The sequence below is a fragment of the Streptomyces graminofaciens genome, assembly GCF_030294945.1.
Lineage (GTDB): Bacteria > Actinomycetota > Actinomycetes > Streptomycetales > Streptomycetaceae > Streptomyces > Streptomyces graminofaciens.
The window spans coordinates 3458549-3485097 of the sequence record NZ_AP018448.1; the positions used below are offsets into that span (position 1 = coordinate 3458549).

Genomic DNA, 26549 nt, shown 5'->3' on the forward strand with positions numbered 1-26549 from the left:
ATCGGTATAGTAATTGGCATGGTGGAACTGAAGACGGACGCGTCGATCGACGCGATGTACGAGACCGGGCAGGTCGTGGGACAGGCGCTCAGCGCGGTGCGCAAGGCCGCCGACGTAGGCGTTTCCCTGCTGGAGCTGGACGAGGTGGCGCACTCGGTACTGCGCGCGGCAGGCGCGGGCTCGCCGTTCCTCGGCTACCGGCCCTCCTTCGCCCCCACCCCGTTCCCGGCCGTGATCTGCGCCTCCGTGAACGACGCGATCGTGCACGGCATCCCGACCTCGTACCGGCTGCGCGACGGCGACCTCGTGTCCATCGACTTCGGCGCCGAACTGGGCGGCTGGGCCGGGGACTCGGCGATCAGCTTCGTCGTGGGCGAGCCGCGCGTGGCGGACCTGCGGCTGATCGAGACCGCCGAGCGCGCGCTCGCCGCCGGAATCGAGGCCGCGGTCGTCGGCAACCGCATGGGCGACATCGCCCACGCCATCGGCTCGGTGTGCCGCGCCGCCGGGTACGGGATCCCGGACGGTTTCGGCGGGCACGGTATCGGGCGCCGGATGCACGAGGACCCCGCGGTGCCGAACGAGGGGCGGCCGGGGCGGGGCTTGCCCTTGCGGCACGGGCTGGTGCTGGCGATCGAGCCGATGCTGATCGGTGGTGGTGGTGACGGGTTCCACGCGGCGCCGGACGGGTGGACGCTGCGGACCGATGACGGGTCTCGGGCGGCGCATGTGGAGCACACCGTAGCCATTACCGAGACGGGGCCTCGGGTTCTGACCGCCAGGTAGGCCGGTGGCTGCTCGCGCCGACGCGATGGAGCCGCACGTGGATGCGGCCCCGCGCCCCTTTGGTGACCCCGCGCCCCTTTGGTGACCAGGGGCGCGGGGAAGTGGCGAGTCACCCCACCGGATGCACCACCATCGCCGAACCGCCACCCCGTCGTACCGTCTCCGCCGCCGCCAGCCACTTGCCGTTCGGCAGGCGCTGGACGCCTGTCGCGGCGCCGATCTCGGGGTTCTGGCGGAAGCCGTGGCCGATGGCTTCGAGTTGGCTCTTCAGGGGGCTGGTCCACAGGCCCGGTTCGAGTTCCGTGGTGGTCTGGTTGCGCTGGCTGGCGCGGGGTGCCGCGATCGCGTCGACGAGGGGCAGGCCCCGGTCGACGAAGCCGGTCAGCGTCTGCAGCACGGTGGTGATGATGGTCGAGCCGCCCGGGGAGCCGAGCGCGACGACGGGCTTGCCGTGCTTGTCGAGCACGATCGTCGGCGACATCGACGAGCGCGGGCGCTTGCCGGGACCGGGCAGGTTCGGGTCGTGGACGGCCGGGCTCGCCGGCACGAACGAGAAGTCCGTCAGCTCGTTGTTGAGCAGGAAGCCACGGCCCGGCACGGTGATGCCGCTGCCACCGGTCTGCTCGATGGTGAGGGTGTACGAGACGACGTTGCCCCACTTGTCGGCGACCGTGAGGTGCGTGGTGTTCTCGCCCTCGTACGTCGTCGGGGCGGCCGTACCGCCGGTCGGGCAGGCGGCGGGGTCTCGCGGGTCGGCGGGCGCCACGGGGCTGGTGAGCACCGCGTCGTCCTTGATCAGGCACTCGCGCGAGTCGGCGAACCGCTGCGACAGCAGTTCCTTCGTCGGTACGTCCTCGAAGGCGGGGTCGCCGACCCAGCGGCCCCGGTCCGCGAAGGCGATCCGGCTGGCCTCGATGTAGCGGTGCAGGTACTGGACCTCGCTCGCCTTGGAGAGGTCGGTCCTCTCCAGGATGTTGAGGGCCTCGCCGACCGTCGTACCGCCGGAGGAGGACGGGGCCATGGAGTAGACGCCAAGTCCGCGGTACGAGGCCTTCGAGGGCGCCTGGCGCTTGGTGCGGTAGGCGGCGAGGTCGCCCGCGGTCAGGTCGCCGGGGCGGGCGTTGTAGCCGGACCCCGGGTCCACGGGCGGTTTGTTGACCGTGTCGACGATGTCCCGCGCGATGTCGCCCCGGTAGAGGACGCCGACACCCTCGCGGCCGAGCTTCTCGTACGTACGGGCGAGGTCGGGGTTCTTGATGGTCGAGCCGACCACCGGCAGCTGCCCGCCGGGCAGAAACAACTCGGCGGTGTCCGGGAAGTATCTGAACCGGGTCTCGTTGGACGCGGTCTGCGCGCGGAAGGTGGCGTCGACGGTGAACCCGTCACGGGCCAGCTTCTCGGCGGGCTTGAGCAGCTTGGCCAGCGGCTTGCTGCCCCAGCTGCGCAGCGCCGTCTGCCAGGTGGCGGGGGTGCCGGGGGTGCCGACGCCGAGTCCGCTGGTGACGGCGTCGGCGAACGGGATCGCCTGGCCGTTCTCCACGAACAGGTTCTCGTCGGCGCTCAGGGGCGCCGTCTCACGGCCGTCGACGGTGTGCACCGTACGGGACTTGGCGTCGTAGTAGACGAAGTAGCCGCCTCCGCCGATGCCCGACGAGTACGGCTCGGTGACGCCGAGCGCGGCGGCCGTGGCGATCGCCGCGTCGACGGCGTTGCCGCCCTTTCTGAGCACCTCGATACCGGCGGCCGAGGCGTCCGCGTCGACGCTGGCCACGGCACCGCCGTAGCCGACGGCGAGAGGCGTCTTCTCGGCCGTGCCCGCCGGGGCGGAGGTCGGCGGTGCCGCCCCCACCGACACGACGGCGGCCGTGGCCGCCAGAACCGCCAGTTTCCGCGCGACAGGGCGACGCAGACGCATCCGTACCTCCAGTCAATGACCGTCCGCGCAGAGTAACGCGGTTGCCATGGGCTCGTGAGGTGCGAATCGGCCACGGCGCGTTCCCGCAACACACCTGCAACAGCACGTGGATCGGGAGCGGAGAGCCGGGAACCGAACAGGCAATCGGACATGGGTTCGGCCAGTGCGCGGCATCGCCCGCTACCATGCGCGGCCATGAATGACGACGTGCGCAATATCGTCCTCGGCGTGATCGCGGCGGGCATCAGTGCCTCGCTGGGCTGGTTCGTCCGGACGTACCTGTGGAAACGTAAGCTCCGCCGCAAGCAGAACTTCTTCGGGCTGCCCGAGAACTCCGAGTCCCTGCTCGTGGTCAACCGCGACCCGTCCAGCGCGGATCTGGCGGTACACCGCTTCGACGTGTTCGCGCTGCTGGAGCTCTCCGCGCTCATCAAGGACTGCGGTGCGCACGCGCAGATCGTCACCCAGGACGTCGCCCAGCAGGGCTTCGGCGAACGCACCGAGTTCTGCGTGGGCGGACCCGGCTCGAATCGCCGCATGGCCGCGCACCTCGCCGCGATGCTGCCCGGCATACGGTTCAACACCGACCCCGAGCCCGGCCCCGACCGGGGCGCCTTCCAGATCGGCGGCGACCGCTACCGGCTGGAGCCCGGCGTCACCGAGCATGTGATCCTGGCCCGGCTGACCACGGGCCAGCGGGACCAGGCCCGCCCCGTCTTCCTCTTCTGCGGCCAGCGCGCGATCACCAACCAGGCGGCGACCCGGTATCTGGCCCGCCACCACGAGAAGCTGCTGCGCAAACACGGCACGGGCAACTTCGTCCTCCTCCTCAAGGTCATCAACTCCCAGGCGTACGGTCCCGACGTCGTCGAACTCGTCGCGGACGTCACCCGCGCGGCGCAGACCCCGGCGACGCCGGCACCGGCAGAGACGTCGCACCGCGCGTAGCGCGCTGGGCCACGGTCACGCTTCGCGACTGTGGTCGTGTGAAATGCGGAGAAGTACCCGAAGGCGCGGTACGTGCGTGGTACCGCGAGGCTGCACACCGCGGCCACGCCGACCGAGGAGAGCGGCACCCTCGTCGCGTACGTCTGCGACGTGGGGCCGCTCGGCCTCGGCAAGCTGGTCACGCATGCCCGCACACCTTCCACGGGCGGAGACCCGGGAAGCCGTTCGGCGTGGACCTGGAGCTGTTCTCCACGGCCTACGACGTTCCGGCGGGCCACCGTCTCGCCCTGGTCGTCGACACGGTCGACCCGCTCCACATCGAGCACAACCCGTCCGGCGCGCAGCTGACCTTCCCCTCGCCGCCGAACGACCCGTCGTACGCGTCGGTCCCGCTGCGCGAGCAGTGATCTCCGGCTGCCGCCGGGCGGGCCTGGCCCCTAGGGGGTGTTGTCGAGGTGCCGCACAGCACCCGCGGCGCCCGGCACTTCCACGAACCCCCTGGCCCCTGCACGGCGGCAGCGGCGTTTCTGCTTCGGCCGGGGTGGCGCCCACGGCCTCGCTCACCCCCAGGTGGATGAACCGCTCATCGTAGTCGAGGTCCGACGCCACTCCGGTGGGGGTCCTGTGCCGGTCCCCGCCAGGGCAGGCCGAAGCGCCCGCGGCGGCCGAACAGGCGGGCGCGCAAGGGCCCGTACTCCCTGGGCACCCGTACCGGTCAGTGCTTGAGGATCTTGGAGAGGAAGTCCTTGGCGCGGTCGCTGTTCGGTGTGGTGAAGAACTCGTCGGGATTGCGGTCCTCGACGATCCGGCCGTCGTCCATGAAGACGACACGGTTGGCGGCCGAGCGGGCGAAGCCCATCTCATGGGTGACGACGACCATGGTCATGCCCTCGCGCGCCAACTGCAGCATGACTTCGAGGACTTCGTTGATCATCTCCGGGTCGAGGGCCGAGGTGGGCTCGTCGAAAAGCATCACCTTGGGGTCCATGGCGAGGGCGCGGGCGATGGCCACACGCTGTTGCTGGCCGCCGGAGAGCTGTGCCGGGTACTTGGACGCCTGGTCGGAGAGGCCGACCCGCTCGAGGAGTTCACGGGAGCGCTTGTCGGCCTCCTCCTTCTTCCGTCCGCGCACCTTGATCTGACCGAGCGAGACATTCTGCAGGACCGTCATGTGGGCGAAGAGGTTGAAGGACTGGAAGACCATGCCGACGTCCGCGCGGAGTGCCGCGAGGGCCTTGCCCTCGTCCGGCAGCGGCTGCCCGTCGAGCAGGATCTCGCCCGAACGGATGGTCTCCAGCCGGTTGATGGCCCGGCACAGCGTCGACTTCCCCGACCCCGAGGGGCCGATGACCACGACCACCTCTCCCTTGCCGACGGTGAGGTCGATGTCCTGGAGGACATGCAGATCACCGAAGAACTTGTTCACGTCACGCAGTTCGATCAGCGGATCGACAGCCATGCCCTGCCCGCCCTACTCGCTTCGCTCTCGGCCGTGTCATGTCGCAGGTGCCGCAAACTATCCAGACGGGAGTCGACCAATTACGCGACACGCACTTACAGGGCATTTTGCATATTTACGACGACCGTTCCTGAGCTCCGCCCGTCATCCCTCCGTGACCTCGGCGTACAGCTGCGACAGTTCCGGTACGCCGCTGGAAGCCCACTCGTGGCCGGCCTCGACCACGTCGATCTCCCGGCCGGAGGCCAGCCTCACCACGGGCTGGCCGTTCGGCCAGATCTCCCAGCGCGCGCCCGGCACGGTGCGGACGACGACGGTGCCGAGGTAGAGCCCGGCGTCGTTCCCCAGCCAGGCGAGGGTCTCCTCGTCGTCGCGCCAGCGCGGGACGAGCTGGTCGAGCGCCTCCAACGAGGCGGCGGAATCGTCGAGTTCGACCCCCGTGCGCCGGGCCTGCTCACGCAGCAGCTCGCATTCGGAGAGGAGTTCGGCGAGGCCCTCATGACCGTCGCCGTCATCCCCGTCACCGCCCACGGAGAGCACGCCGACCCCGAAGGCGGGGCGATGCCTCTTGCGCCAGTTGCCCAGGAAAGAGAGCTTCATGCGATCAGCGTGTCATTCGCACCGCCCTTCGCACCACAGGCGCGCGGGCACCGCCTGTTCGCAGGGAGTTCGCCCGTGGTTGGGGCCCGCCTCATTGACGGTTCCCTGGCGCCTCTTTAGTTTCATGGCCGTGTCCCCAAAGTCCCGTCGTACGCCCTGAGGGCGGGCCCTGCGCCGTCGTGGGGGGGCAGCGGGGCAGGCTGGACTCCGCGGACACGGCCATGGGCGTCATCAGCGAACGGGAGGGGTCACGCGTGCGTCGACGCGTCTGGGGTACGGCCGTCGTACTGGGTCTGTTGGCGACGGGCGCACCTGTCGCCTCCGCACGGGCGGCCACCGGCACGGCGGCCGAACCGGCCCCGCTGGAGCGGCTCTTCGACAACACCGCCGTCAGTGACGACGCGAGACCAGCCGACGCCGACTTCGACGGCTCCGGCGGCTCCCTCTCCGCCCAGGACCTCACGACCGCGGGCTGGACACCCGGCCGTGCGCTCACCGTCCAGGGCACGCGCCTGACCTGGCCGCGCGGCACGGCGGGCGAGCCGGACAACGTACGCGCCGCCGGGCAGTCCGTCCGCGTACGGGGCCGAGGTGACGCCCTCGCCTTCCTCGTCGCCGGCACGGGCGGCGCCGACGCGACCGGCACGGGCACGGTCCGCTACACGGGCGGCAGCCGCTCCTCGTACCGACTGAGCGCCCCGGACTGGCGCACCGGCCCCCTCGCCACCAAGGCCGTGGCACTCCCCCACATCAACACGCCCGGCGGCCAACTCGCCGAGAAGGCACGGCTGTACGTCGTGACCGTGCCGGTCGTCCGAGGACGCGAGGTCGCCTCGGTGACCCTGCCGCGCAATCGGGACCTGCATGTGTTCGCCCTGTCGGTGCGGCCCGACTCGCGTGGCTGGACGGGGAGTTGGGCGGCTTCCACCTCCGGCTACCCGGCCGTGGGTCCCTGGACCGACCGGACGGTGCGGCTCGTCGTCCACACCTCGGCGGGCGGGCCCCGGGTACGGATCCGGCTCGACAACACCTTCGCGTCCACGCCGGTACGGGTCGGAAGCGCGACGGTGGCCCTGCGCGGGGAGGGCGCGGCGGCGCGGAGCACGCCGGTGCCGCTGTCCTTCGGGGGTGCGGCGGGCACCGAAATCCCGGCGGGGGCACAGGTGTTCAGCGATCCGCTCGGCTTCGAGGTGCCCTCGGACGCCGATCTGCTGGTGAGCTTCCATCTGCCGGGCACGGTGACGGCGGCGCCGACGCACCGGCTCGCCCAGCAGACGTCGTACGTCAGTGAGCCGGGCGATCACGCGGGCGACGGCTCGGCGGCGGCGTACACGTCCACGATCTCGGCCTGGCCGCTGCTGACCGGTGTCGACGTGGGCGGCGGTCCGGGGTCCGTCGTGCTGCTCGGCGACTCGATCACCGACGGCGAGAAGTCGACGGTGGACGCGAACCGCCGGTGGCCGGACATCCTCGCCGACCGGCTGCGGGACCAGAACGAGGTCCCGCGCTACGGGGTCCTCAACCAGGGGGATCTCGGCGAACCGTGTGGTCACCGACCGCTATCCGGGCGACGGTGTCTCCACCGACACGGGCGGCGTGAGCGCCCTGCACCGCCTCGACCGTGACGTCCTCGCGCAGACCTCCGCCCGGACCGCCGTCGTCTTCCAGGGCGTCAACGACGTCCGCTGGGGCGCGACCGCCGACCAGGTCGTCGCCGGGCTGCGCGAGATCGCCGCCCGGGGGCACGAGCGGGGCCTGCGGATGCTCGTGGCGACGATCGCGCCCTGCGAGGGCGAGAGCCGGTGCACGGCCGCCGCTGACGCCCAGCGGGTCGCGGTGAACGAGTGGATCCGCGGCGCCGAGGATTTCGACGGGGTGCTCGACTTCGACGCCGTGCTCAGGGACCCGGAGCGGCCGGCCCGGATGCTTCCCGCGTACGACAGCGGGGACCATCTGCATCCGGGCGACGCGGGCCTCGCGGCGCTGGCCGAGTCGGTGGATCTGAGCCTGCTCCGATGACACGTCGGTGGGCCCGGGCCCACTCCGGTGAGGTAGGTGGACCTGGGCCCGCTCCGATGAGGACGGTGGATCTGGGCCCGCTCAGGTGACTTCGACGAGCTACACGTCGAGGTCCACGACCACCGGCGCGTGGTCGGAGGCTCCCTTGCCCTTTCTCTCCTCCCGGTCCACGTACGCGTCCTTCACGGACTTCGCGAACGGCTCGTTGCCGTAGACGAGGTCGATGCGCATGCCTCGGTTCTTGGGGAAGCAGAGCTGGCGGTAGTCCCAGTACGTGTAGGGGTGCTCGTACTTCAGGGGGCGTGGGACGACGTCGGAGAGGCCGGCCTCGCGGAGGGAGGCGAGGGCTGCGCGCTCGGCGGGGGTGACGTGTGTGAGGCCCTCGAAGACGGTCACGTCGTACACGTCGTCGTCCGTCGGCGCCACGTTGTAGTCGCCCATGATGGCGAAGGGGCGGCTGCCCGCCGCGTCACCTGCGACGGCGGCCTTCAGGGCCTCGAACCACTGGAGCTTGTACGCGTAGTGCGGGTGGTCGACCTCGCGGCCGTTCGGCACATACACCGACCAGACGCGGACCGGGCCGCAGGTCGCGGAGAGGGCGCGGGGCTCCTCGACGCCCTCGTAGCCGGGGTCGCCGGGCAGGCCCTTGACGACGTCCTCCAGACCGACCCGGGAGATCACCGCCACGCCGTTCCACCGGCCCGTGGCGTGCACCGCCGCCTCGTAGCCCGCGTCGCGCAGCGCGTCGAACGGGAAGCCGTCCTCGGCGATCTTGGCCTCCTGGAGGCAGAGCACGTCCGTGCCACTGCTCTCCAGCCAGGCCAGGAGCCTCGGGAGGCGGGCGGTGATCGAGTTCACGTTCCAGGTCGCGATGCGCATGCCTCACAACTTACCGGGCGGGTCCGACAACGCCGTCCCGCCCGGTGGCCTCTCGGCTGTCGGCCCAGGTCAGGGCTCAGACGTCCGCCGAGGCCCCGGGGGCGAGCCGGAGGTGTTCCGTGCCGCCCAGGGCGCCGATCTGGTTGTCGTAGATCGGGCGGGCGAGGTCGGTGAGGAGGGCGTCGTGGATGTCGTACGCGCGCTGTGGCCTGACCTCGCGGACGTAGTCGATGACTTCGGAGATCTTGCTCCAGGGGGCCATGACGGGGAGCATCAGCGTCTCCACGGCGTGGTCGGGGACGGTGAGGGCGTCGCCGGGGTGGAAGACGCGGCCGTCGTCGACGAGGTAGCCGACGTTGGTGATGCGCGGGATGTCCGGGTGGATCACGGCGTGCAGTTCGCCGTGGACCTGGACGTCGAAGCCGGCCGCCGTGAACGTGTCGCCGTGGCCGACGGTGTGCACCCGGCCCGGGAAGGCGGCCGAGATCTTCTCGGCGACCGAGCGCAGCGTCCAGATCTCGGCGGCCGGGTTCGCCTCCAGGGCGGCGCGCAGCCGGGCCTCGTTGAAGTGGTCGGGGTGCTCGTGCGTGACCAGGACGGCGTCCGCGCCGACCGCCGCGTCCTCCTCGCTGAACGTGCCCGGGTCGATGACGAGCGTCCGTCCGTCCTTCTCCAGACGGACGCAGGCGTGCGACTTCTTCGTGAGCTTCATGAGTCCATCCTGCCTCCGGCCACCGGCGGCGCGCGCACCCGCCGACGTCACTCCTCGGGGGTGGTCTCCTCGCGGATGACCTGCTGGGCCACCTTGAACGCGCTGTTCGCGGCCGGTACACCGCAGTAGACGGCCGCCTGGAGGAGGACTTCCTTGATCTCGTTCGGGGTGAGGCCGTTGCGGAGCGCGGCGCGGGTGTGGAAGGCCAGCTCGTCCATGTGGCCGCCCGCGACCAGCGCGGTCAGTGTGACGCAGCTGCGGGCACGGCGGTCGAGGCCCGGCCGGTCCCAGATCTCGCCCCAGGCGTAGCGGGTGATGAACTCCTGGAAGTCGCCGGAGAACTCGTCGGCGGAGGCCAGCGCCCGGTCCACGTGGGCGTCGCCGAGGACCTCGCGACGGACCTTGAGGCCGGCGTCGTACGGGTCCGGTCTGCCCATCGGTTCGGGCTGGACGGCCGCGGCCGGGGCGATCTCGGCGATCGGGCCGGTCTGCGGCGGGACGGCGGCGAGGACCTGCTTGGCCGGGGCCGCCGGGATGGCGATCTGGCCGGTGGTGGAGTCGTAGGCGGGCTGCCAGGCCGTGGAGAAGTGGCGGACGAGGAGGTCGGTGACGGCGGCGGGCTGCTCGACCGGGACGAGGTGCGAGGCCCCGGGGACGACGGCGAGACGGGCGTCCGGGATGCCCGCGACGAGCGTGCGGGCCTCGGCGGGGCCGGTGACCTGGTCGTCGGAGCCGACGAGGACGAGGGTGGGCACGCCGATGCGGCCGAGTTCGGAGCGCACGTCGAACGAGGCGAGCGCCTCGCAGGACGTGATGTAGCAGCCGGGGTCGGTGGTGCGGACCATCTGCACGGCCCACTCGGTGATCGCGGGCTGCGCCGCCGCGAACCCGCCCGTGAACCAGCGGTCCGGGGACGTACGGGCGATCGGGTCCAGGCCGTTCGTCCGTACGATCACGCCGCGCTGACGGAACTCGTCGGCCGTGCCGAAGCGCGGCGAGGCGGCGATCAGCGCCAGGGAGGCGAGGCGCTCCGGGTGGCGCAGCGCCAACTCGACACCGATGGCGCCGCCCAGCGCGCAACCCGCGTAGCCGAAGCGTTGCACGCCGACGGCGTCGAGCGTGGCCAGCAGCCGTGCGGCCAGCTCGGTCACCGACCCGGCGGGGTACGCGGGGGCGCCGCCGTGGCCGGGCAGGTCGAACCGGAAGATCCGCCACTGTTTGGTCAGTTCCGGAATCTGCCTATCCCACATGTGCCACGTCGTGCCGAGCGAGGGCCCGAGGATGAGAACCGGGGCGTCGTCCGGCCCGTCGAAGCGGTACTGGAGGGCAGGGGTCGTCGTCTCACTCACGATTCCACGCTAACGTCACTTCCTCGGTGCTCGGTCCCTGGCCCCCGAATCCGCCCTGACGACTCCCGAACATCACCGGGCAACTCTCACACCGCCTTCACCGGAGCCCAGGTCATACGGCCGCCGCCGGAGCACGAACCGCGGTGTCGAACAAACATCCCCAGGGGAAGCTCGTTGGGGCGTGTCGTGCGGGTGGGCGCGGTGGCGAGTACGGCTCACAGGTCCTGCGCGGCTCCCAGTCCCGTCAGCGCGCCCACGGGGTCGAGGTCCGGTATGCCTCTCGGCCACCAGTCGTCGCGGCCCGGTTCGGACTCGTAGGCGTACCACAGGCCGTCGTGGCCCAGGCGGAGTTGGAGGTGGCCCCGGGGGTGGGTGAGGTGGTTGCGCCAGGGCCGGAACGCCGGGAAGTCGGCGGCGAGGAGCAGGGGGCGGGCGCGGTCGAAGCGGCCCGCCGGCGGGTCCCAGGGCTCTTCGAGGACGGCCAGCCCGTCGAGCCCGCCCTGACGCCAGGCGGCGACCGCGCGAGCCAGGTCGCCGGACGTACGGTCGGTGGCCGCCGCCAGGGAGGAGTACAGGGCGCGGCTGCCGGCGGTGAGGCCGGAGCCGGGGCGGGCGGCGGCCAGCCGTACCGCGTCCTGCCAGAGAGTCAGCTCCGCCACCGGGTCGCGGCCGGTGGTGAGCAGCGTGTGCGCGCGGGCGGCCGCGTCCGTGGCCAACTGGTCCAGCGCGAACGGGTCCGGGCCGCCGGGCACGCCCGGGTAGACCGGTGGCTGCTCCGGGATCGGGGGTGGGGGCGGCGGCGCGGGGAGCGGAGGGAGTGCGCGCGGGGCGAGGGCGTCGCGGGCGCGGACGCCGGGGAGCGTGGCGGGCTCCTTCTCCTGGGCGGCACGGGCCGCGCGGGCGGCGCTCAGCCGGGACAGCGCGTCGAGCAACTCCCGCTCGCCGCGGCCACGCAGGAGCAGCAGGACGAAGGGATCCTCGTCGAGCAGGCGCGCGGTCTGGTAGCAGAGCGCGGCGGCGTGCTTGCAGGGGTGGCCGAAGTCGGGGCAACTGCAGTGGGGTTCCAGCTCGCCGGGGCCGGGGAGCAGTCGTACGCCGCGTGCGGGCTCGCGGCTGCGGCTGTCTTTGGCCTGGGGGGCGCCTCGGTTCTCGGCGTCAGGTTCGGATTCGGGCTCGGGCTCGGGTACGGGCTCGGGTACGGGTACGGGCTCGGGTACGGGTACGGATTGGAAATCGGGGTCGGCCGGTACGGGCTCGGGTGCGCCTGCGGACGCGGTTTCGGCCTCGGTGTCGGTGTCGGCGTCAGGGTGGGTTTCGGCGAGTGAGTGGGGCATCTGCTTGTCGAGCAGGGCGGCGATGTGCCCCGGCCGCTCGGCCGCCGTGTCCAGGAAACGGTCCCAGGCGGCGTCGTCCAGCGTCCGCAGCCGCACCTGTACGCGGTACGGCCGGGGGCGGCTGCCGTGGACGTACGCGAGCACGAGCCCCGGTGTGACGGTGATCGCGTCGACGTGCCCCATGTCTGCATAGGCCCGCCCGCGCGCCAGGCGAGCCGCGTCGAGGGCGCCCTGCTCCAATGCGGTCACCCAGGCACTGCCCCACCAGGTCTCCGCGAAGCCCTTCTCCGACTGGGGGCGCGGCGGGAAGGCCCGGAAGGTGCGGCGCAGTTCGCCGTCTCGGGAGGGGGCGGCCATGGAACGGGGGACGCGGGGTGTCGCGGGCGAGGGGGCGGGCGCCTCTTCGGCGTCGAGGGTGACGTGGGGCGGGGTGGGAGCGCCGGGGGGCGGGATGGGGGCGGGGTGGTGGGGGCGTGCGGCAGGCAGGTCCGGGGTGGGAGCGCTGCCGTGCGAGGCGGGAGCCGCCTGGTTCTGGGCGGGAGCGCCCGGGGGCGGGAAGGGAACGCTGCCGTGCGCGCGTGCCGCCGGCAGGTCCGAGGTGGGAACGCTGCCGTGCGCGTGTGCCGCCGGCAGGTCCGAGGTGGGAACGCTGCCGTGCGCGCGTGCCGCCGGCAGGTCCGAGGTGGGAACGCTGCCGTGCGCGCGTGCCGCCGGCAGGTCCGAGGTGGGAACGCTGCCGTGCGCGCGTGCCGCCGACAAGTCCGAGGTGGGAACGCTGCCCTGCGCGCGTGCCGCCGACAAGTCCGAGGTGGGAACGCTGCCCTGCGCGCGTGCCGCCGACAAGTCCGAGGTGGGAACGCTGCCCTGCGAGGCAGGGGTCGCCGGGTCCTGGGCGGCGCCGCCGGTCTGCGGACCGGAGAGGGCTTGGTCCGGGGGCGGGACCGTGTCATGCGGGTCCATGACTGCGGGCCGGGAGACCGCACGGTCAGCTCCCGCAGGAGACGCGGGCTCCGGCTCGTCGGCTGCCGCAGGAGACGCGGGCTCCGGCTTGTCAGCTGCCGTGGAGGAGGCGGGATGCGGCTTGTCAGCTGCCGTGGAGGCGGCGGGATGCGGACCGTCGGCTGCCGCAGAGACGGCAGGCTCCGGCTCGTCGGCGGCCCCGGCCCCCATCTCGGCCAGTTCGTCCTCGGCGGGCACCTCGAAGCCACCGGTGGGCAGTTCGCGTGCGCTCCAGACTCGGCCCTCCCCGGCGCGGCCGGCGCCTTCGCCCCCGGAGTCCCCGCGCGCCCGGGAGCGGGTCGAGGCCCGACCGGCGGCTCGGCGCGCGATCGCGGCTGCTTCGGCCTCGGCCGCCGCTCGGGCTCGCTCGGCACGGGCCGCGCGCAACGCCTCCCGCGCGATGTCCCCGGGCCTGGTACCCGACGACGTGCCGTCCGCGGGTGCGGCGACCTCCGCAGCGGTACGGGTGCTCTCTCCCTCCGGCTCCTCGGCCCCGACCGCCTTACCGCCCACAGCTCTGCGCAACGCCTCGCGCACCGCGGCGCCGGGGCGCGCCGGATCCCCGGCCGCCGACGAACCCGGGGCCCCACGACCACCGCCAGGCGCCGTAGACGGGCTCTGCTCGTCAACCGCCTCCGCGTCCCGAGCTCCCCGCTCCCGTGCGGCGCGCAGTGCCCGACGGGCCGCGTCGGCAGGGCGCGGCCCTCCGCCGGCTTCCGTTCCCTCCACTTCCACATCCGCCAAAGACGCTTCAGGCACCTCGAATCCTTCGGTCTGCGGCCTCCCCGCAGCCTCCTCCACGGCCCTCACACCCTCGCCCTCCCCCTCGATCCCGCTCATGTCGCCCTCCGCAGCGACACCAGGGCCGACAGCTCTCGGTCCGTCAGTTCCGTGAGGGCGGCCTCGCCGGAGCCGAGGATGGCGTCGGCCAGGGCCCGCTTGGACTCCAGCATCTCGGCGATGCGGTCCTCGACCGTGCCCTCGGTGATGAGCCGGTGGACCTGGACGGGTTGGGTCTGGCCGATGCGGTAGGCGCGGTCGGTGGCCTGTTCCTCGACCGCCGGGTTCCACCAGCGGTCGAAGTGGACGACATGGCCCGCCCGGGTGAGGTTCAGGCCCGTGCCCGCCGCCTTGAGTGAGAGCACAAGTACCGGTGTCGCCCCGCTCTGGAAGCGGTCCACCATGTGTTCGCGGTCCTTGACCGGCGTACCTCCGTGCAGCAGCTCCACCGGCACCGCGCGTGCGGCGAGGTGCGCCGTGATCAGTCGGGCCATGCCCACGTACTGCGTGAAGACCAGCGCCGAGCCGTCCTCCGACAGCAACGTGTCCAACAGCTCGTCCAGCAGGGCCAGTTTGCCGGAGCGGACCGCCAGCCGGTCGCCCGTGCCCGCCGCCTCCTCCTTCAGATACAGCGCCGGATGGTCGCAGATCTGCTTCAGCGCTCCCAGCAGCTTCAGGACCAGGCCCCTGCGGGCGATGCCCTCCGCCGTCTCGATGACGAGCAGTGACTCGCGTACCACCGCCTCGTACAGCGCGGCCTGTTCGCGGGTGAGCGGGACCGGGTGGTCCGTCTCGGTCTTGGGCGGGAGTTCGGGGACGATGCCCGGGTCGGACTTCTTGCGGCGGAGCAGGAACGGGCGGACCAGGCGGGCGAGGCGGGTCACGGCCTCCTCGTCCTCGCCGTTCTCCACCGCGCGGGCGTGACGGGCGCGGAAGGACTTCAGCGGTCCGAGCAGGCCGGGGGTCGTCCAGTCGAGCAGGGCCCAGAGTTCGGACAGGTTGTTCTCGACCGGGGTGCCGGTCAGGGCGACCCGTGCGGGTGTCGGGATCGTGCGCAGGGCCTTCGCCGTCGCCGAGTAGGGGTTCTTGACGTGCTGGGCCTCGTCGGCGACGACCATGCCCCACTGCTGCTGGGCGAGTTGCGGCGCCGTCGAGCGCATCGTGCCGTAGGTGGTGAGGACGAAGCCGCCGTCGATGTCGTCGAGCGTGCGGTCGGGGCCGTGGAAGCGGCGTACGGGGACGCCGGGGGCGAAGCGGGTGATCTCCCGCTGCCAGTTGCCCAGCAGGGACGCGGGGCAGACGACCAGCGTGGGTTCGGCGCGGGCGCGGCGCAGGTGCAGGGCGATGACCGTGACCGTCTTGCCGAGGCCCATGTCGTCGGCGAGGCAGCCGCCGAGGCCGAGGGAGGTCATGAGGTCCAGCCAGGCCAGGCCCCGGAGTTGGTAGTCGCGGAGGGTCGCCGAGAGGCCCGGGGGCGGGTCGACCGTGCCGATGCCGGCCGTCAGACGGTCCCGCAGGGCCGCCAGTGCCCCGACCGGCACCGCCTCGACCGTCTCCCCGTCGACCTCGGCCGTGCCGGTGAGGGCCACGGACAGGGCGTCCACGGGGTCGAGCAGGCCAAGTTCGCGTTTGCGGGCCTTGCGGACGAGGGCCGGGTCGACGAGGACCCACTGGTCGCGGAGGCGGACGATGGGGCGGTGGGCCTCGGTGAGGGTGTCCATCTCGGTCTCGGTGAGCGGGTCGCCGCCGAGCGCCAACTGCCAGCGGAACCGGAGCAGTTCCTCGCTCTCGAAGAAGCCCGTGCCGTCCGTGGCGGAGCCGGGCGCCGGGCTGACCTCGGCGCGGGCGCTCAGGTCGTGGGCCAGGTCGCGCGGCCAGTGCACGGCGACCCCGGCCGCACCGAGCCGGGTCGCGGCGACGCCCAGCAGGTCGGACAGCTCGTCCTCGGAGAGGGCGAGGACATCGGGCACGTCCTGCTCGGCGAGCCGGTCCAGGGGTGGCCAGACGCGGGCCGCGCGGCGTACGGCCAGGGCGGCGTCCACGCGTGCGCGTGGCCCGAACGCCGCGTCCGCGTCGCCCGCCCACAGGGCCGCCGCGTCGACGACGAGCGTGGGGTCGGCGAGGCTGTGCACCTGGACGACGGCCGCGCCGGCCCGCCGCGCGCCCTCGCCGTCGTCGAAGAGGTCGGACGCCGACAGGTCCAGGCGCAGCGAGATCCGTACGCCCGCGTCCATGCCCGCGGCGACCTCGGCCGCCCAGTCGCGCGCGTGCGGCAGGCGCTGTCCCGCGGTCGCCGCGAACGGCCGCCCGGAGACGTACGGCGCCGCCGGGCCGCGTGGCAGGGTGTCGGCGACCGCGTCCAGGAAGGACCGCATCAGCGCCTCGGGCTCGGGCAGCCGGAGCGGGCCCTTGCCGGGCAGGGGCACGGCGTGGCCCTCGTACGGCAGGGCGGCGGCGACGGCCCTGAGGTGGGCGATGTCGTCCTGGTCGAGCGGGCCCGCGCGCCAGGCGTCGTACCCCTCGGTGGTCAGCCCGGGGAGCAGTCGCCCTCGGGCGACGAGTCGTAGCGCGTGCAGTGCGGCGGCACCCCAGCAGGCGGTGGCGGGGTGCGCGGCCGGGTCGCGTCGGGCGCGGGTGAGCAGGGGCAGGGCCTCGGTGAGGGACAGTGAGACGGCGGGGACGGTGCCTCTGCGGACGCCGGAGCCGTGCCGCCGTACCACCGTGAGCTCCGTCGGCTCCGAGGGCCGGGGGACGGAGGGCGGAGCGTCGCCCTCCGGGTCCCAGAAGACCATCCGCCCCGCGCGCGGCAGCGGCGCGGGCTGGAAGACGGCGGCCAGCCGCACGGGAACGGCCGTGTCGGCCTCGGGAACAGCCATGTCCCGCATTCGTTCGGTCACCTCCCGCCCATGAGTCGTGTCAGCTGTGTCCCAGTTCTCGGATCAGCTGTCTCCGACTCTACGGGCGGGGTCCGACAATCGGCCCCGGCATCACGTTCGGGCACGTCAGAGGCCTACTCAGGGCACGGTCCGGGACACCACGTACACCATCGGATGGTTCGGGTCGGAGCGGTTCACGACTATGTCGTGGGTGGGCGCCGGGTTCTTCTGCTCGTGGACGAGGCCGTACCAGGGGCCGGCGCCCGTGAACTCCCAGCCGATGATCCGCCGGTCGCGGGCGCTTATGGCCTTCTCGCCCTCCTGCAGGTCGGCCGGGTCGGCGCCGATCTGGGCGAGGAAGCGGCCCAGGCCCTCGTTGCTGGTGCGGAACTGGGCGTACAGGCGGCTGGTCTTCCAGTTGTTCGTCTCGTAGTACGCGACGTGGTCCGAGTACGGCGGGATCGGCACCCGGTAGAGGCGGCGCTGGACGCGGGAGGGCCAGCCGGCGGTGAGGCCGGTCGCCGAGTACTTCTCCTCCTTGTCCTTGCCGCTGTCGCGGCTCTGGTTGGCGGAGATCACCAGGTAACCGGCGGGTACGCCGATGAGCAGCACGATGATCGCCAGGGTGAGCGCCCGGCGGCGGTTGCGGTGACGGCGGTCCTCGGCCGGCCGCTCCGGCTCGTCCGGGGACGAGCCCTGGCGCGGCACCGAGGGGGTCACGCGGAGTCCTGGGTGGTGCGGCGGCCCTCCACGTACCTCGCGTAACGCTCGTACCGCTCGACACGGCGCCGGTTGGCGCGGCGGAAGCGGCGGGCGACGAGGCGGGCCAGGTCGGCGGCGCCCACCATGCCGGCCTCGGGGCCGAGCTGGGCGCGGGCGATGCGGGCCTCGGGGCGGTAGCCACGACCGGTGAGCTGGCGCCTGAACGCGTCCCGCGCCGGGGCGATCAGCAGGTCGTCGGCGGCCGAGACACCGCCGCCGATGACGAAGCAGGACGGGTCGAGGGCGGCGGCGAGGTTGGCGATGCCGACGCCGAGCCACTGACCGATGTCCTGAAGCAGCTCGATGCACATCGCGTCGCCCTCGCGGGCCAACTCCGTGATCATCGGGCCAGTGATGTCGGCGATGTTGCCCTTGACGTGCTCGATGATCCCGTACGCCACCGGGGAGTCGGCCGCTGCGAGTTCGCGGGCCTCTCTGACCAGGGCGTTCCCGGAGCTGTACTGCTCCCAGCAGCCGCGGTTGCCGCACGGGCAGCGGTGGCCGCCGGGCACGACCTGCATATGGCCGAACTCGCCCGCCACACCGAACTTGCCCCGCTTGACCTGGCCGTCCTCCAGGATCGCGCCGCCGATGCCGGTGCCCAGCGTGATCATGACCATCTGGTCCTCGCCTCGGCCGGCGCCGAAGCGCCACTCGGCCCAGGCGGCGGCGTTGGCGTCGTTGTCGACGAGGACGGGCACGGCGAGCCGTCCGGCGAGCCGGTCGCGCAGCGGCTCGTTGCGCCAGGAAAGGTGCGGGGCGAACAGGATGCGGTTGCGCTCCGCGTCGACCCAGCCGGCCGCGCCGATGCCGACGGCGTGCACGTCGTGCCGGTCGGAGAGGTCCAGGACCAGCTCGCAGATGGTGTCCTCGACGACCTTGGGGCTCTTGGACTTGTCGGGCGTCTCCGTGCGGAGCTTCTCCAGGATGTTGCCGTCGGCGTCCACGACGCCCGCCATCACCTTCGTGCCGCCGATGTCGATGCCGACGGTGGGGACGCGGGGCGCCGTCAGGTGGGAGCGGCGCTCGCGCGTTCCCACGGTCCGCAGGACGGTGGCCCGCGCGGAGCCGCGGTGGGTGAAGTCGCGGTAGGTGCTCATCGGGCCGATTCTGCCCTAACGCTCCGCTCGGTGCGCCGTGGGGGCGGGTGCCTGGTGTTGTGTTCTGGCTGCCGGCCGGTGGGAGCTTGCCGCGCCCACGCGGCGCAGCCGCAAATGTCACCGCCCCGCGCCCCTTAAAGCATGGTGGCCCCCTGCCGACAAGGGCTCACGGCGCCTCAGGGCCGCACGAGAAGTTGGAACTCGAAGGAGTAGCGCGAGGCCCTGTACACGTGAGTCCCGTATTCCACCGCACGGCCCGTGTCGTCGAACGTCGTGCGCTGCATGGTCAACAAGGGGGCGCCCTCGGGTTCTGTCAGCCGGGCGGCCTCCTCGGGCGTGGCCGCCCTGGCTCCGATTGTCTGCCTGGCGCTGTGGAGGGTGATGCCCGCGGTGCGCATGAGGCGGTAGAGGCCGGTGGACTCCAGCTGGGGGGAGTCGAGGTCGAGGAGGTCGGTGGGGAGGTAGTTGCAGAGGTACGCCATCGGCTCGCCGTGCGCCAGTCGGAGTCGCTCGATGCGGTGGACCTCACTGCCCTCGGTGACGGCGAGGGCAGCCGCGACCTCGGCGGAGGCGGCGACGGTGGTGTTGAGGAGGACGCGGGTCGCGGGGCGCTGCCCGGCGGCTTCCAGGTCGTCGTAGAGGCTGCTCAGCTCCAGCGGGCGCTTGACCTGGCTGTGCACGACCTGCGTGCCCACGCCGCGGCGGCGTACGAGCAGGCCCTTGTCGACGAGGGACTGGATGGCCTGGCGGACGGTCGGCCGGGACAGGCCGAGGCGGGCGGCCAGCTCGATCTCGTTGCCCAGCAGGCTGCCCGGGGTCAGCTCGCCGTGCTCGATCGCGGCCTCCAGTTGCTGGGACAGCTGGAAGTAGAGCGGGACCGGGCTGCTGCGGTCGACGCTGAGCTGGAGCGGCACGGTCGGATCCACTTCTGGTTTCGGCACGGGGCGAGCGTAACCGTGGTGCTTTGGTCACGGGAAGTTGCGTAGTTCGGTTGTCCGGACAATCCATTGACACGGTGGCGGGTGCGACCCCACTTTGTTTCCCATGCGCATCGGACTCATCGGGGCAGGTCGCATCGGCACGTTCCACGCGACCACGCTCAGCCGCCACCGTGATGTCGGCTCTCTGATCATCACGGACGTCGATTCCGCTCGGGCCCATGATCTCGCCGATCGCCTCGGTGAGACGGCGGCCCCGGGCGTGGACGAGATCTTCACCTGGGGTGTGGACGCCGTGGTCATCACGGCGGCGACTTCGGCCCACGGTGAACTGATCGGTCGGGCAGCACGCTCCGGGCTGCCCGTGTTCTGCGAGAAACCCATTGCCGTGGACATGCCAGGGACCTTAAGCGCGCTCGCCGAGGTGGACGCGGCCGGGACCGTGTTGCAGATGGGGTTCCAGCGACGCTTCGACGCGGGGTACGTCGGTGCGCGGGAGGCGGTGCGGGCGGGGCGGCTCGGGCGGTTGCACACATTGCGGGCGATGACGGCCGACCAGACGCCGCCGCCCGCCGACTATCTGCCGGTGTCCGGAGGCATCTACCGGGACTGTCTGATCCATGACTTCGACATCGTGCGGTGGGTGACGGGACGTGAGGTGGCGGAGGTGTACGCCACCGGGTCGGACGCCGGGCCGGTGATGTTCCGCGAGGCGCACGACGTCGACACCGCGGTGGCCGTGCTGACGCTCGACGACGGGGCGTTGGTCACGGCGACGGGGGCGCGGGTGAACGGGGCCGGCTACGACGTGCGGATGGAGCTCGCCGGGGAGCTGGACACGGTGGTGGTGGGGCTCGACGACCGTACGCCGGTGGCGTCGACGGAGCCTGCGGGGCCGCCTGCCGCGGACAAGCCGTGGACCGGGTTTCTGGAGCGGTTCGCCGCCGCGTACGAGGCGGAGATCGGGGCGTTCGTGGAGGTGGTCCGGGGGGAGCGGGCGAATCCATGTGATGGGCGTGAGGCGTTGCAGGCGTTGCGGATCGCCGAGGCGTGCGAGTTGTCCCGGGTGGAGCGGAGGCCGGTGAACCTGGGGGAGATTCCGGGCGGGCGCGACTGAGGCTCCGCCCTGCCTTGTGCGCCCGGCTCGGGTGGTCGGGGTGCGTGGGCGGGTGCGGGTCGTAGTGGGTCGCTCGCGCGGTTCCCCGCGCCCCGGAGAAGCAGGGGCTGCGCGACAAGCCTCCACCCGCCCCCCACCCGCCCAGCAGCGCCAAACCCACCCGCCCTCAGCGCCCTTCCTCCTCCAGCAGCCCCGCGTCGTACGTCAACAGGGCGATCTGCACACGGTTGTTGAGGTCGAGCTTGGCGAGGACGCGGGAGACGTGGGTCTTCACCGTGGCGACGCTCATGAACAGTTCGGCGGCGATCTCGGCGTTGGAGGCGCCCCGGCCGACCGCGACGGCGACCCCGCGTTCCCTGTCGTTGAGGACGGCGACGCGGGACCGGGCCTTCGCCCGGCGGGTGTCGGGAGCGCTGCCGGCGGCGTGTGCCATCAGCTGGCGGGTGACGGTGGGCGAGAGCACGGGATCACCGGCCGCGACGCGGCGCACGGCCTCGACGATCTCGGCGGGCGGGGTGTCCTTGAGGACGAACCCGGCCGCGCCCGCGCGCAGGGCCCGCAGCACCTGTTCGTCCGCGTGGAAGGTGGTCAGGACGACGACCTGGGGTGCGTCCCTGCGGCTCCGGAGCCGCTCGGTGGCCGCGAGGCCGTCGACCGTGGGCATCCGGATGTCCATGAGGACGACGTCGGGGCGCGTACGGTCGACGAGCGCGTCCACCTCGCTGCCGTCGGCGGCCTCACCGACGATCTCGATGTCGTCGGCACCGCCCATCATGAAGGACAGTCCGGCACGTACGAGAGGGTCGTCGTCGACGAGGAGCAGTCGGATCTTCGCGGTCATCGGCCCACCGTATTGTCCTGCCCGCGTCGGCTCGCGTATTTCCCGCCACGGTCCCGGCCGCCCGACTCCCGCCGCCCGCCTCCCGGTCGTCGCCGTACGCGACCTGGCCCGTTGATGCCGTCCGCCGTGTCCCCGGCTAATGTCGGTCGATCGACACCGCACTCGACAGTCAGCAGTCAACTCACGGAGGGTTTCTGTGCGTTACCGACTTCTGGGCCGGACCGGGCTCCGCGTCTCCGAGCTGTTCCTAGGCGCCATGACCTTCGGCGAGCAGGGCGGTGTGGGGGCACCCCGGGAGGAGTGCGCGCGGATCCTCGATGTGTACGCGGAGGCCGGTGGCAATGTGATCGACACGGCGGTCAACTACCGGGGCGGGGAGAGCGAGCGGATCGTCGGCGAGCTGCTCAAGGGGCGACGGGACCGGTTCGTGCTGTCCACCAAGTACACCGTCTCGCGCGACGGCACCGACCCCAACGCCGCGGGCAACCACCGCAAGAACCTCACCCTGTCGCTGGAGACCAGCCTGCGGCGCCTGGGCACCGACTACGTCGACCTCTACTGGGTGCACATCTGGGACCGGAACACCCCGGTCGAGGAGACCATGCGCGCCCTCGACGACGCCGTACGGTCCGGGAAGGTGCTGTACGTCGGGATCTCGGACGCCCCGGCGTGGGTGGTGTCGCGCGCCAACACCCTCGCGGAGTGGCGGGGTTGGTCCCCACTCTCGGCGCTCCAGGTGCCGTACAGCCTGCTCAACCGGGACATCGAGCGTGAACTGCTGCCGATGGCCGAGGCGTTCGGGATGTCGGTCGCGGCCTGGAGCCCGCTGCACAACGGCATCCTGTCCGGCAAGTACACCCGGCCGGGCGGGGTGGGGCCCGGTGCCGTGGCCCGGCTGCCCGCCGAGGCGGTCGGGGTGCGGGAGCGTGCCGTGGCGGAGGCGGTGCAGGCCGCGGCGGACGAGCTGGGCGCCTCCCCGGCGCAGGTGGCCATCGCCTGGACCATGGCCCACTCCCCCGCCGTCCACCCGATCCTGGGCGCCCGCCGCGTCGAGCAGCTCGACGACAATCTGGGTGCCGCCCGACTCACGCTGCCCGGCGAGGTGTTGGCCCGGCTGGAGCAGTCCACCGACTTCCGTCTCGGCTTCCCCGGCGAGTTCATCGACGACACCTCGGCGTGGGTCTACGGGACGGCCGGGCAGCGCGTGGTGCCGCGTACCGCCCCGTGAGGTGACGGCAGGGCCGACTCGCTGGGACCTCATGGTCTCAACAAGGAGTCCCTGCATGCGACTTCGTCGCTCCGCCGCGGTCCGTCGCCCCCACGCCGACCGGGCCCTCGAACGGCGGGGTCAGTCCGCGGCCGCCCGCTCCCCGGCCGGGCGCCTGCGCCGCGCGCGGTCGGTGAGCGACGGCGGCTGCCAGACACCGTCGGCCCGATAGAGATCGGTGCCGGGCGCCACGATCTCGTCGATACGGTCGAGCACGGCGTCGTCGAGCAGCAGGTCGGCGCCCTTGAGCAGCGAGGTGAGCTGGTCCATGGTGCGCGGACCGGTGATCACCGACGTGACGGCCGGGTGGGCCAGCGGAAAGGCGACGGCCAGTTCAGGCAGGGTCCGGCCCAACTCCTCGGCGAGAGAAGCCAGTTGCTCGACGGCCGCGAACTTCGCGGGGTTGCCCGGGACGGCGGGGTCGAAGCGGTGCGGAGTGAGCTTGGCGCGGCCGGTGGCGAGGTCGACGGGCCGACCCTCGCGGTAGGCGCCGGACAGAAAACCCGAGGCGAGCGGTGACCAGGTCAGCACCCCCATGCCCAGGCGCTGCGCGGTGGGCAGCACGGCCCGCTCGACGCCGCGCGCGAGAATCGAGTACGGCGGCTGCTCCGTGCGCAGCCGCATCAGCCCGCGCCGCTCCGCCACATGGTGAGCCTCGACCAGGTCCTCGGCGGGGAACGTGGAGCAGCCGAACGCCCGGACCTTGCCCGCCCTCACCAGGTCGCCGAGGACGGACAGCGTCTCCTCGATGTCGGTGGTGTGGTCAGGACGGTGCACCTGGTAGAGGTCGATCCAGTCCGTGTCCAGGCGCCGCAGACTGTCCTCGACGGCCTTGACGATCCAGCGGCGCGAATTACCGCTGCGGTTGCGTCCCTCACCCAGCGGAAAGTGCACCTTCGTAGCGAGCACGACGTCGTCGCGCCTGCCCTTGAGCGCCTTGCCGACGATCTCCTCGCTTTCGCCCGCCGAGTACATGTCGGCGGTGTCCACGAAGTTGATGCCGGCGTCGAGCGCGGCGTGGATGATGCGTGCGCCGTCCTCGTGGTCGGGGTTGCCGATGGCACCGAACATCATCGTGCCGAGGCAGTGGGTGCTGACCTCGATGCCGGTCTTGCCGAGGACGCGATAACGCATACCGGTGCTCCGTCGCAGGTGGGGGGCGGTTGGGGGCGTCACTCTAGGACTTGGAGTGCACTCGACGGCAAGGGCACGGAGAGGTTCAGCCCCGCAGGGCCACCCCGTGGCGCGTGCGCAGCCGGCGGATCTCCCACCAGGCCACGGCCGTCACGGAGGCGGGGCCGCCGACAAGGGCTGCGAACTGGACGGCCGGCGGGCCCGGCGGCAGCCCGCCCGTCGCGAGGCCGATGGCGGAGAACTCCCACACCAGGATGCCCGTGAGCAGCGCCGGGAGCGCCGCGTGCACATCGGCGGTGTTGAAGGCGCTGCGCACGGCGGGCCCGGAGGCGAAGCCGATGAACAGCAGCAGCCACCCCAGCGGTACGAGGAGCCCGACCCGCACCCAGTGGTCCGCCTCCGCCCCGAAGAGTTGCTTGGCGTAGAACATCACCGCCATCACGGCCCCCACCCCCACGAAGGCACCGAAGTACCACAGGGCCGACTGCCAGGCGTTGCGCAGATGAGGGCGCATCGCCCGGCGCGCGGGCGGCGACGAGCAGCGGAACAACAGGGCCACCACCACGGGCGCGCTCAGGAGCAGCAGCCAGGGGGTGATCGTCAGCCGCAGCATGAACTGGTCCCGTGCCTGGTCGACGTCCCCGGGCTTGCCGTACGCGGCCAGGATCAGCACGGACATGGCCGTGGCGGTCCAGGCCCGGGTCCGCTGCAGCGCCTGCACGCCCGGGTCCTCGATCCGGCGGCGGCCGCGCGAGGGGAAGATCCGCCGTGCCGGGCGGCGCGCCGAGCGGGCCAGGGGATAGCCCACCAGCACACCCACCACGAGCGGCCACGCGCACATCACCGCCAGCGCCCACAGACAGCCGTTGATCCGCAGCCCGCTCAGGAACTCCCTGAGCGGCGGCCACTCGTCCTCACGCAGCCGCTGCCAGACGGACGGCGGCGGCACAGGGACGTACGGATACGGGTGCGGGTACGGATTCGGGTACGGCGTGCCCGGCTGTGGTGGGACGTAAGGCCCCGTGGGCGGGGCGTACGGTCCTCCGTTCGGCGGCATGGGCGGTTGCGGCCGGTACGGATTGTGCCCTCCGTGACCGCTGTTTCCCCCGAAACTCACGCTGTTGTCCTCCCGAGGCGCATGGGGCCGATCGGCTCGTACGAGTCAACCGGCAATCATGCGGGAGCAGATGGCGTCGCGCACGCGCCGTGACAAGCTGTTACGGAGGCCCGGCCGAGCCCTTGCTCACCCCCAGGGCAGCCAGGCCCGCACCCCGAATCCGCCGTCCCCCTCGGGCCCGTGCTCCAGACGGCCCCCGGCCAGCGTCGCGCGCTCGGTCAGACCGATGAGGCCCTGGCCGGAGCCGGGGACGGCCGGGACCTCCCCCGGTGGCGCCGGATTGCGTACGGAGACGGTGAGGCCGTCGGCCGTGGTGCCCGAGACCGTGACGGTGACCTCGGCGCCGGGCGCGTGCTTGCGGGCGTTGGTGAGGGCTTCCTGCGCGATGCGGTACGCGGTGCGGCCGACGGAGGCGGGCACGGCGGTGGGGTCGAGGACGTGGTTGTCGAGCACGACCTTCATACCGGCCTCTCGGGACTCGGCGACCAGGGTGTCCAGCGCGGCGAGCGTCGGCTGCGGCCGTCCCGTCTCGTCGGACTCGCCGGCCCGCAGTACGCCGATGATCTCCCGCAGGTCCTGCAGGGCCTCGTGGGCGCTCTCCCGGATGACTCCGGCGGCGCGGACGACCTCCTCGCGGGGCGCGTCGGGGCGGAACTCCAGCGCGCCCGCGTGCACGCTCAGCAGGGTCAGGCGGTGGGCCAGCACGTCGTGCATCTCGCGGGCGATGTCCTCACGGGCCAGTCGCTGGGCCTGCTCGGCCCGCAGCGCGGCCTCCGTCTCGGCCCGCCGGGCACGGTCCCTGAGGCTCAGTATGAGCTGCCGCTTGGACCGCACGAACATGCCCCAGCCGACGATCGCGGCGGTGAGCAGCGCGGCGAAGAGCACCGCCCAGGGGTAGTCGACATCGGGGTCGGGGCGCAGCCAGAAGAACACCGGGGTCGTCGCGAAGGAGACACCGCCGACCCATGCCACGTACCGGAACGGCCGGTGCACGGCGAGCGTGAACAGGGCGACCAGGCCCGCGCCGCCCGCGGTGTTCGACACGAAGCAGACCGGGACCATGGCCACCGCGAGCCCGAACGGCCAGCGGCGGCGCAGCCAGACCGCGGCGCAGGCGAGCGCGCCGAACAACTGGTCGACGAGGGCGAAGACGTGCGGGAGGTTGTGCTCCTGTCTCAGGGTGTCGGCGCCGAGCAGGCCGATGAAGACGGCGACGAGGAAGCACGTGAAGTCGACGACCCAGTCGCGCGCGGTGCGCCGGGGCCGCCGCCGAGGTCGTCCGGACCGCCCGGAGGGTTTGGACCGCCCGGAGGGTTTGGACCCCCCGGAGGGTTTGGACCCCCCGGACCGCTCGGATCGTCCGGATCGCTCGGACCGTTCCGCGCCGGAGTCCGCCCCGAAGTCGGCGTCGAGTTCGTCGACCACGGCTGAGGGCAGCAGCCAGCGCCGCCCGGGGAAGACCGGCGACTCGGGCACGGAGGCCGGGCCCGACTGGTCACGACGCACGCTACTCACGGTCGACAAATCTACGCAGGGACGGCTTCCCTCACCTCGTCTCCGCCCATGAACGCGACCGAAGTCGTGACCCCGCCGACTTTCGTCGCCAGGGACCGCGCC

General features: G+C 72.4%; 19 protein-coding genes and 2 pseudogenes. 6 read left to right on the plus strand and 15 right to left on the minus strand.

Going from position 1 to position 26549, the window contains the following annotated elements; genetic code table 11:
- Window positions 1-18 precede the first annotated feature (18 nt).
- Window positions 19-786, plus strand: coding sequence for a type I methionyl aminopeptidase (gene map / locus SGFS_RS14850; protein ID WP_286250576.1), 768 nt, complete (start codon window positions 19-21; stop codon window positions 784-786).
- 109 nt (window positions 787-895) lie between these two features.
- Here the strand turns inward: map and ggt are convergent, their stop codons facing one another.
- Window positions 896-2701, minus strand: a complete 1806-nt coding sequence (ggt, locus tag SGFS_RS14855; protein ID WP_286250577.1) for a gamma-glutamyltransferase — start codon at window positions 2699-2701, stop codon at window positions 896-898.
- Window positions 2702-2896: 195 nt separating this feature from the next.
- On the opposite strand from ggt, the gene SGFS_RS14860 reads away from it, so the two are divergent.
- Both SGFS_RS14860 and SGFS_RS14865 read left to right on the plus strand, forming a co-directional pair.
- Window positions 2897-3649 (plus strand): hypothetical protein, encoded by a 753-nt coding sequence (locus tag SGFS_RS14860; protein ID WP_286250578.1) that lies wholly within the window; start codon window positions 2897-2899, stop codon window positions 3647-3649.
- A gap of 51 nt (window positions 3650-3700) precedes the next feature.
- A pseudogene (locus SGFS_RS14865) lies at window positions 3701-4056 on the plus strand (CocE/NonD family hydrolase C-terminal non-catalytic domain-containing protein); the annotation flags it as partial.
- A 308-nt stretch (window positions 4057-4364) separates the two neighbouring features.
- Here SGFS_RS14865 and SGFS_RS14870 read toward each other — a convergent pair.
- Both SGFS_RS14870 and SGFS_RS14875 read right to left on the minus strand, forming a co-directional pair.
- A complete protein-coding gene (locus SGFS_RS14870) occupies window positions 4365-5108 on the minus strand; it encodes an amino acid ABC transporter ATP-binding protein (protein ID WP_286250580.1) in 744 nt (247 codons plus the stop codon).
- Window positions 5109-5252: 144 nt separating this feature from the next.
- On the minus strand, window positions 5253-5708 hold the full coding sequence (locus SGFS_RS14875; protein ID WP_286250581.1) for a DUF6278 family protein: 456 nt from the start codon (window positions 5706-5708) through the stop codon (window positions 5253-5255).
- A gap of 221 nt (window positions 5709-5929) precedes the next feature.
- Between SGFS_RS14875 and SGFS_RS14880 the strand changes: the two are divergent.
- Window positions 5930-7727: pseudogene (locus tag SGFS_RS14880) on the plus strand (SGNH/GDSL hydrolase family protein).
- 99 nt (window positions 7728-7826) lie between these two features.
- On the opposite strand, the gene SGFS_RS14885 reads toward SGFS_RS14880, so the two are convergent.
- The 8 genes from SGFS_RS14885 to SGFS_RS14920 form a co-directional block, all read right to left on the minus strand.
- Window positions 7827-8606 carry an exodeoxyribonuclease III gene (locus tag SGFS_RS14885; protein ID WP_286250582.1) on the minus strand — a complete coding sequence of 260 codons (780 nt, stop codon included), beginning with the start codon at window positions 8604-8606 and terminating at the stop codon, window positions 7827-7829.
- Between the two features lie 76 nt (window positions 8607-8682).
- Window positions 8683-9318, minus strand: a complete 636-nt coding sequence (locus SGFS_RS14890; protein WP_286250584.1) for an MBL fold metallo-hydrolase — start codon at window positions 9316-9318, stop codon at window positions 8683-8685.
- 47 nt (window positions 9319-9365) lie between these two features.
- Entirely contained in the window at window positions 9366-10667 is a 1302-nt protein-coding gene (pcaDC, locus tag SGFS_RS14895) for a bifunctional 3-oxoadipate enol-lactonase/4-carboxymuconolactone decarboxylase PcaDC (protein ID WP_286250586.1), read from the minus strand.
- A 215-nt stretch (window positions 10668-10882) separates the two neighbouring features.
- On the minus strand, window positions 10883-13525 hold the full coding sequence (locus tag SGFS_RS14900; RefSeq protein WP_286250588.1) for an SWIM zinc finger family protein: 2643 nt from the start codon (window positions 13523-13525) through the stop codon (window positions 10883-10885).
- Between the two features lie 311 nt (window positions 13526-13836).
- Window positions 13837-16665, minus strand: coding sequence for a DEAD/DEAH box helicase (locus SGFS_RS14905; RefSeq protein WP_286250589.1), 2829 nt, complete (start codon window positions 16663-16665; stop codon window positions 13837-13839).
- A 129-nt stretch (window positions 16666-16794) separates the two neighbouring features.
- Window positions 16795-17376 (minus strand): sugar kinase, encoded by a 582-nt coding sequence (locus tag SGFS_RS14910; protein ID WP_286250590.1) that lies wholly within the window; start codon window positions 17374-17376, stop codon window positions 16795-16797.
- Entirely contained in the window at window positions 17373-18518 is a 1146-nt protein-coding gene (locus SGFS_RS14915) for an ROK family glucokinase (protein ID WP_286250591.1), read from the minus strand. The genes SGFS_RS14910 and SGFS_RS14915 overlap by 4 nt, the downstream gene beginning before the upstream one ends.
- Window positions 18519-18694: 176 nt before the next feature.
- On the minus strand, window positions 18695-19432 hold the full coding sequence (locus tag SGFS_RS14920) for a GntR family transcriptional regulator (RefSeq protein ID WP_286259934.1): 738 nt from the start codon (window positions 19430-19432) through the stop codon (window positions 18695-18697).
- A gap of 130 nt (window positions 19433-19562) precedes the next feature.
- On the opposite strand from SGFS_RS14920, the gene SGFS_RS14925 reads away from it, so the two are divergent.
- Window positions 19563-20573, plus strand: a complete 1011-nt coding sequence (locus tag SGFS_RS14925; RefSeq protein ID WP_286250592.1) for a Gfo/Idh/MocA family protein — start codon at window positions 19563-19565, stop codon at window positions 20571-20573.
- 166 nt (window positions 20574-20739) lie between these two features.
- On the opposite strand, the gene SGFS_RS14930 is transcribed toward SGFS_RS14925, so the two are convergent.
- On the minus strand, window positions 20740-21414 hold the full coding sequence (locus tag SGFS_RS14930; RefSeq protein ID WP_286250593.1) for a response regulator transcription factor: 675 nt from the start codon (window positions 21412-21414) through the stop codon (window positions 20740-20742).
- Window positions 21415-21610: 196 nt separating this feature from the next.
- Here SGFS_RS14930 and SGFS_RS14935 point away from each other — a divergent pair, with 196 nt between their 5' ends.
- Window positions 21611-22642, plus strand: coding sequence for an aldo/keto reductase (locus tag SGFS_RS14935; RefSeq protein ID WP_286250595.1), 1032 nt, complete (start codon window positions 21611-21613; stop codon window positions 22640-22642).
- A 120-nt stretch (window positions 22643-22762) separates the two neighbouring features.
- Here the strand turns inward: SGFS_RS14935 and SGFS_RS14940 are convergent, their stop codons facing one another.
- The 3 genes from SGFS_RS14940 to SGFS_RS14950 form a co-directional block, all read right to left on the minus strand.
- Window positions 22763-23815: an aldo/keto reductase gene (locus SGFS_RS14940; RefSeq protein ID WP_286250597.1), complete on the minus strand. Its 1053-nt coding sequence runs from the start codon at window positions 23813-23815 to the stop codon at window positions 22763-22765.
- Between the two features lie 85 nt (window positions 23816-23900).
- Window positions 23901-24872, minus strand: coding sequence for a hypothetical protein (locus SGFS_RS14945; protein ID WP_286250599.1), 972 nt, complete (start codon window positions 24870-24872; stop codon window positions 23901-23903).
- Between the two features lie 186 nt (window positions 24873-25058).
- Complete coding sequence (locus SGFS_RS14950; protein ID WP_434027097.1) at window positions 25059-26447, minus strand: histidine kinase; 1389 nt, start codon at window positions 26445-26447, stop codon at window positions 25059-25061.
- Between the last annotated feature and the right edge of the window lie 102 nt (window positions 26448-26549).

Bases quoted from the DNA above. Each gene is read 5' to 3' on its own strand.
- map (WP_286250576.1), top strand. From the start codon at position 19: ATGGTGGAACTGAAGACGGACGCGTCGATCGACGCGATGTACGAGACC.
- ggt (WP_286250577.1), bottom strand. From the start codon at position 2,701: ATGCGTCTGCGTCGCCCTGTCGCGCGGAAACTGGCGGTTCTGGCGGCC.
- SGFS_RS14860 (WP_286250578.1), top strand. From the start codon at position 2,897: ATGAATGACGACGTGCGCAATATCGTCCTCGGCGTGATCGCGGCGGGC.
- SGFS_RS14870 (WP_286250580.1), bottom strand. From the start codon at position 5,108: ATGGCTGTCGATCCGCTGATCGAACTGCGTGACGTGAACAAGTTCTTC.
- SGFS_RS14875 (WP_286250581.1), bottom strand. From the start codon at position 5,708: ATGAAGCTCTCTTTCCTGGGCAACTGGCGCAAGAGGCATCGCCCCGCC.
- SGFS_RS14885 (WP_286250582.1), bottom strand. From the start codon at position 8,606: ATGCGCATCGCGACCTGGAACGTGAACTCGATCACCGCCCGCCTCCCG.
- SGFS_RS14890 (WP_286250584.1), bottom strand. From the start codon at position 9,318: ATGAAGCTCACGAAGAAGTCGCACGCCTGCGTCCGTCTGGAGAAGGAC.
- SGFS_RS14905 (WP_286250589.1), bottom strand. From the start codon at position 16,665: ATGCGGGACATGGCTGTTCCCGAGGCCGACACGGCCGTTCCCGTGCGG.
- SGFS_RS14915 (WP_286250591.1), bottom strand. From the start codon at position 18,518: ATGAGCACCTACCGCGACTTCACCCACCGCGGCTCCGCGCGGGCCACC.
- SGFS_RS14925 (WP_286250592.1), top strand. From the start codon at position 19,563: ATGCGCATCGGACTCATCGGGGCAGGTCGCATCGGCACGTTCCACGCG.
- SGFS_RS14930 (WP_286250593.1), bottom strand. From the start codon at position 21,414: ATGACCGCGAAGATCCGACTGCTCCTCGTCGACGACGACCCTCTCGTA.
- SGFS_RS14940 (WP_286250597.1), bottom strand. From the start codon at position 23,815: ATGCGTTATCGCGTCCTCGGCAAGACCGGCATCGAGGTCAGCACCCAC.
- SGFS_RS14945 (WP_286250599.1), bottom strand. From the start codon at position 24,872: ATGCCGCCGAACGGAGGACCGTACGCCCCGCCCACGGGGCCTTACGTC.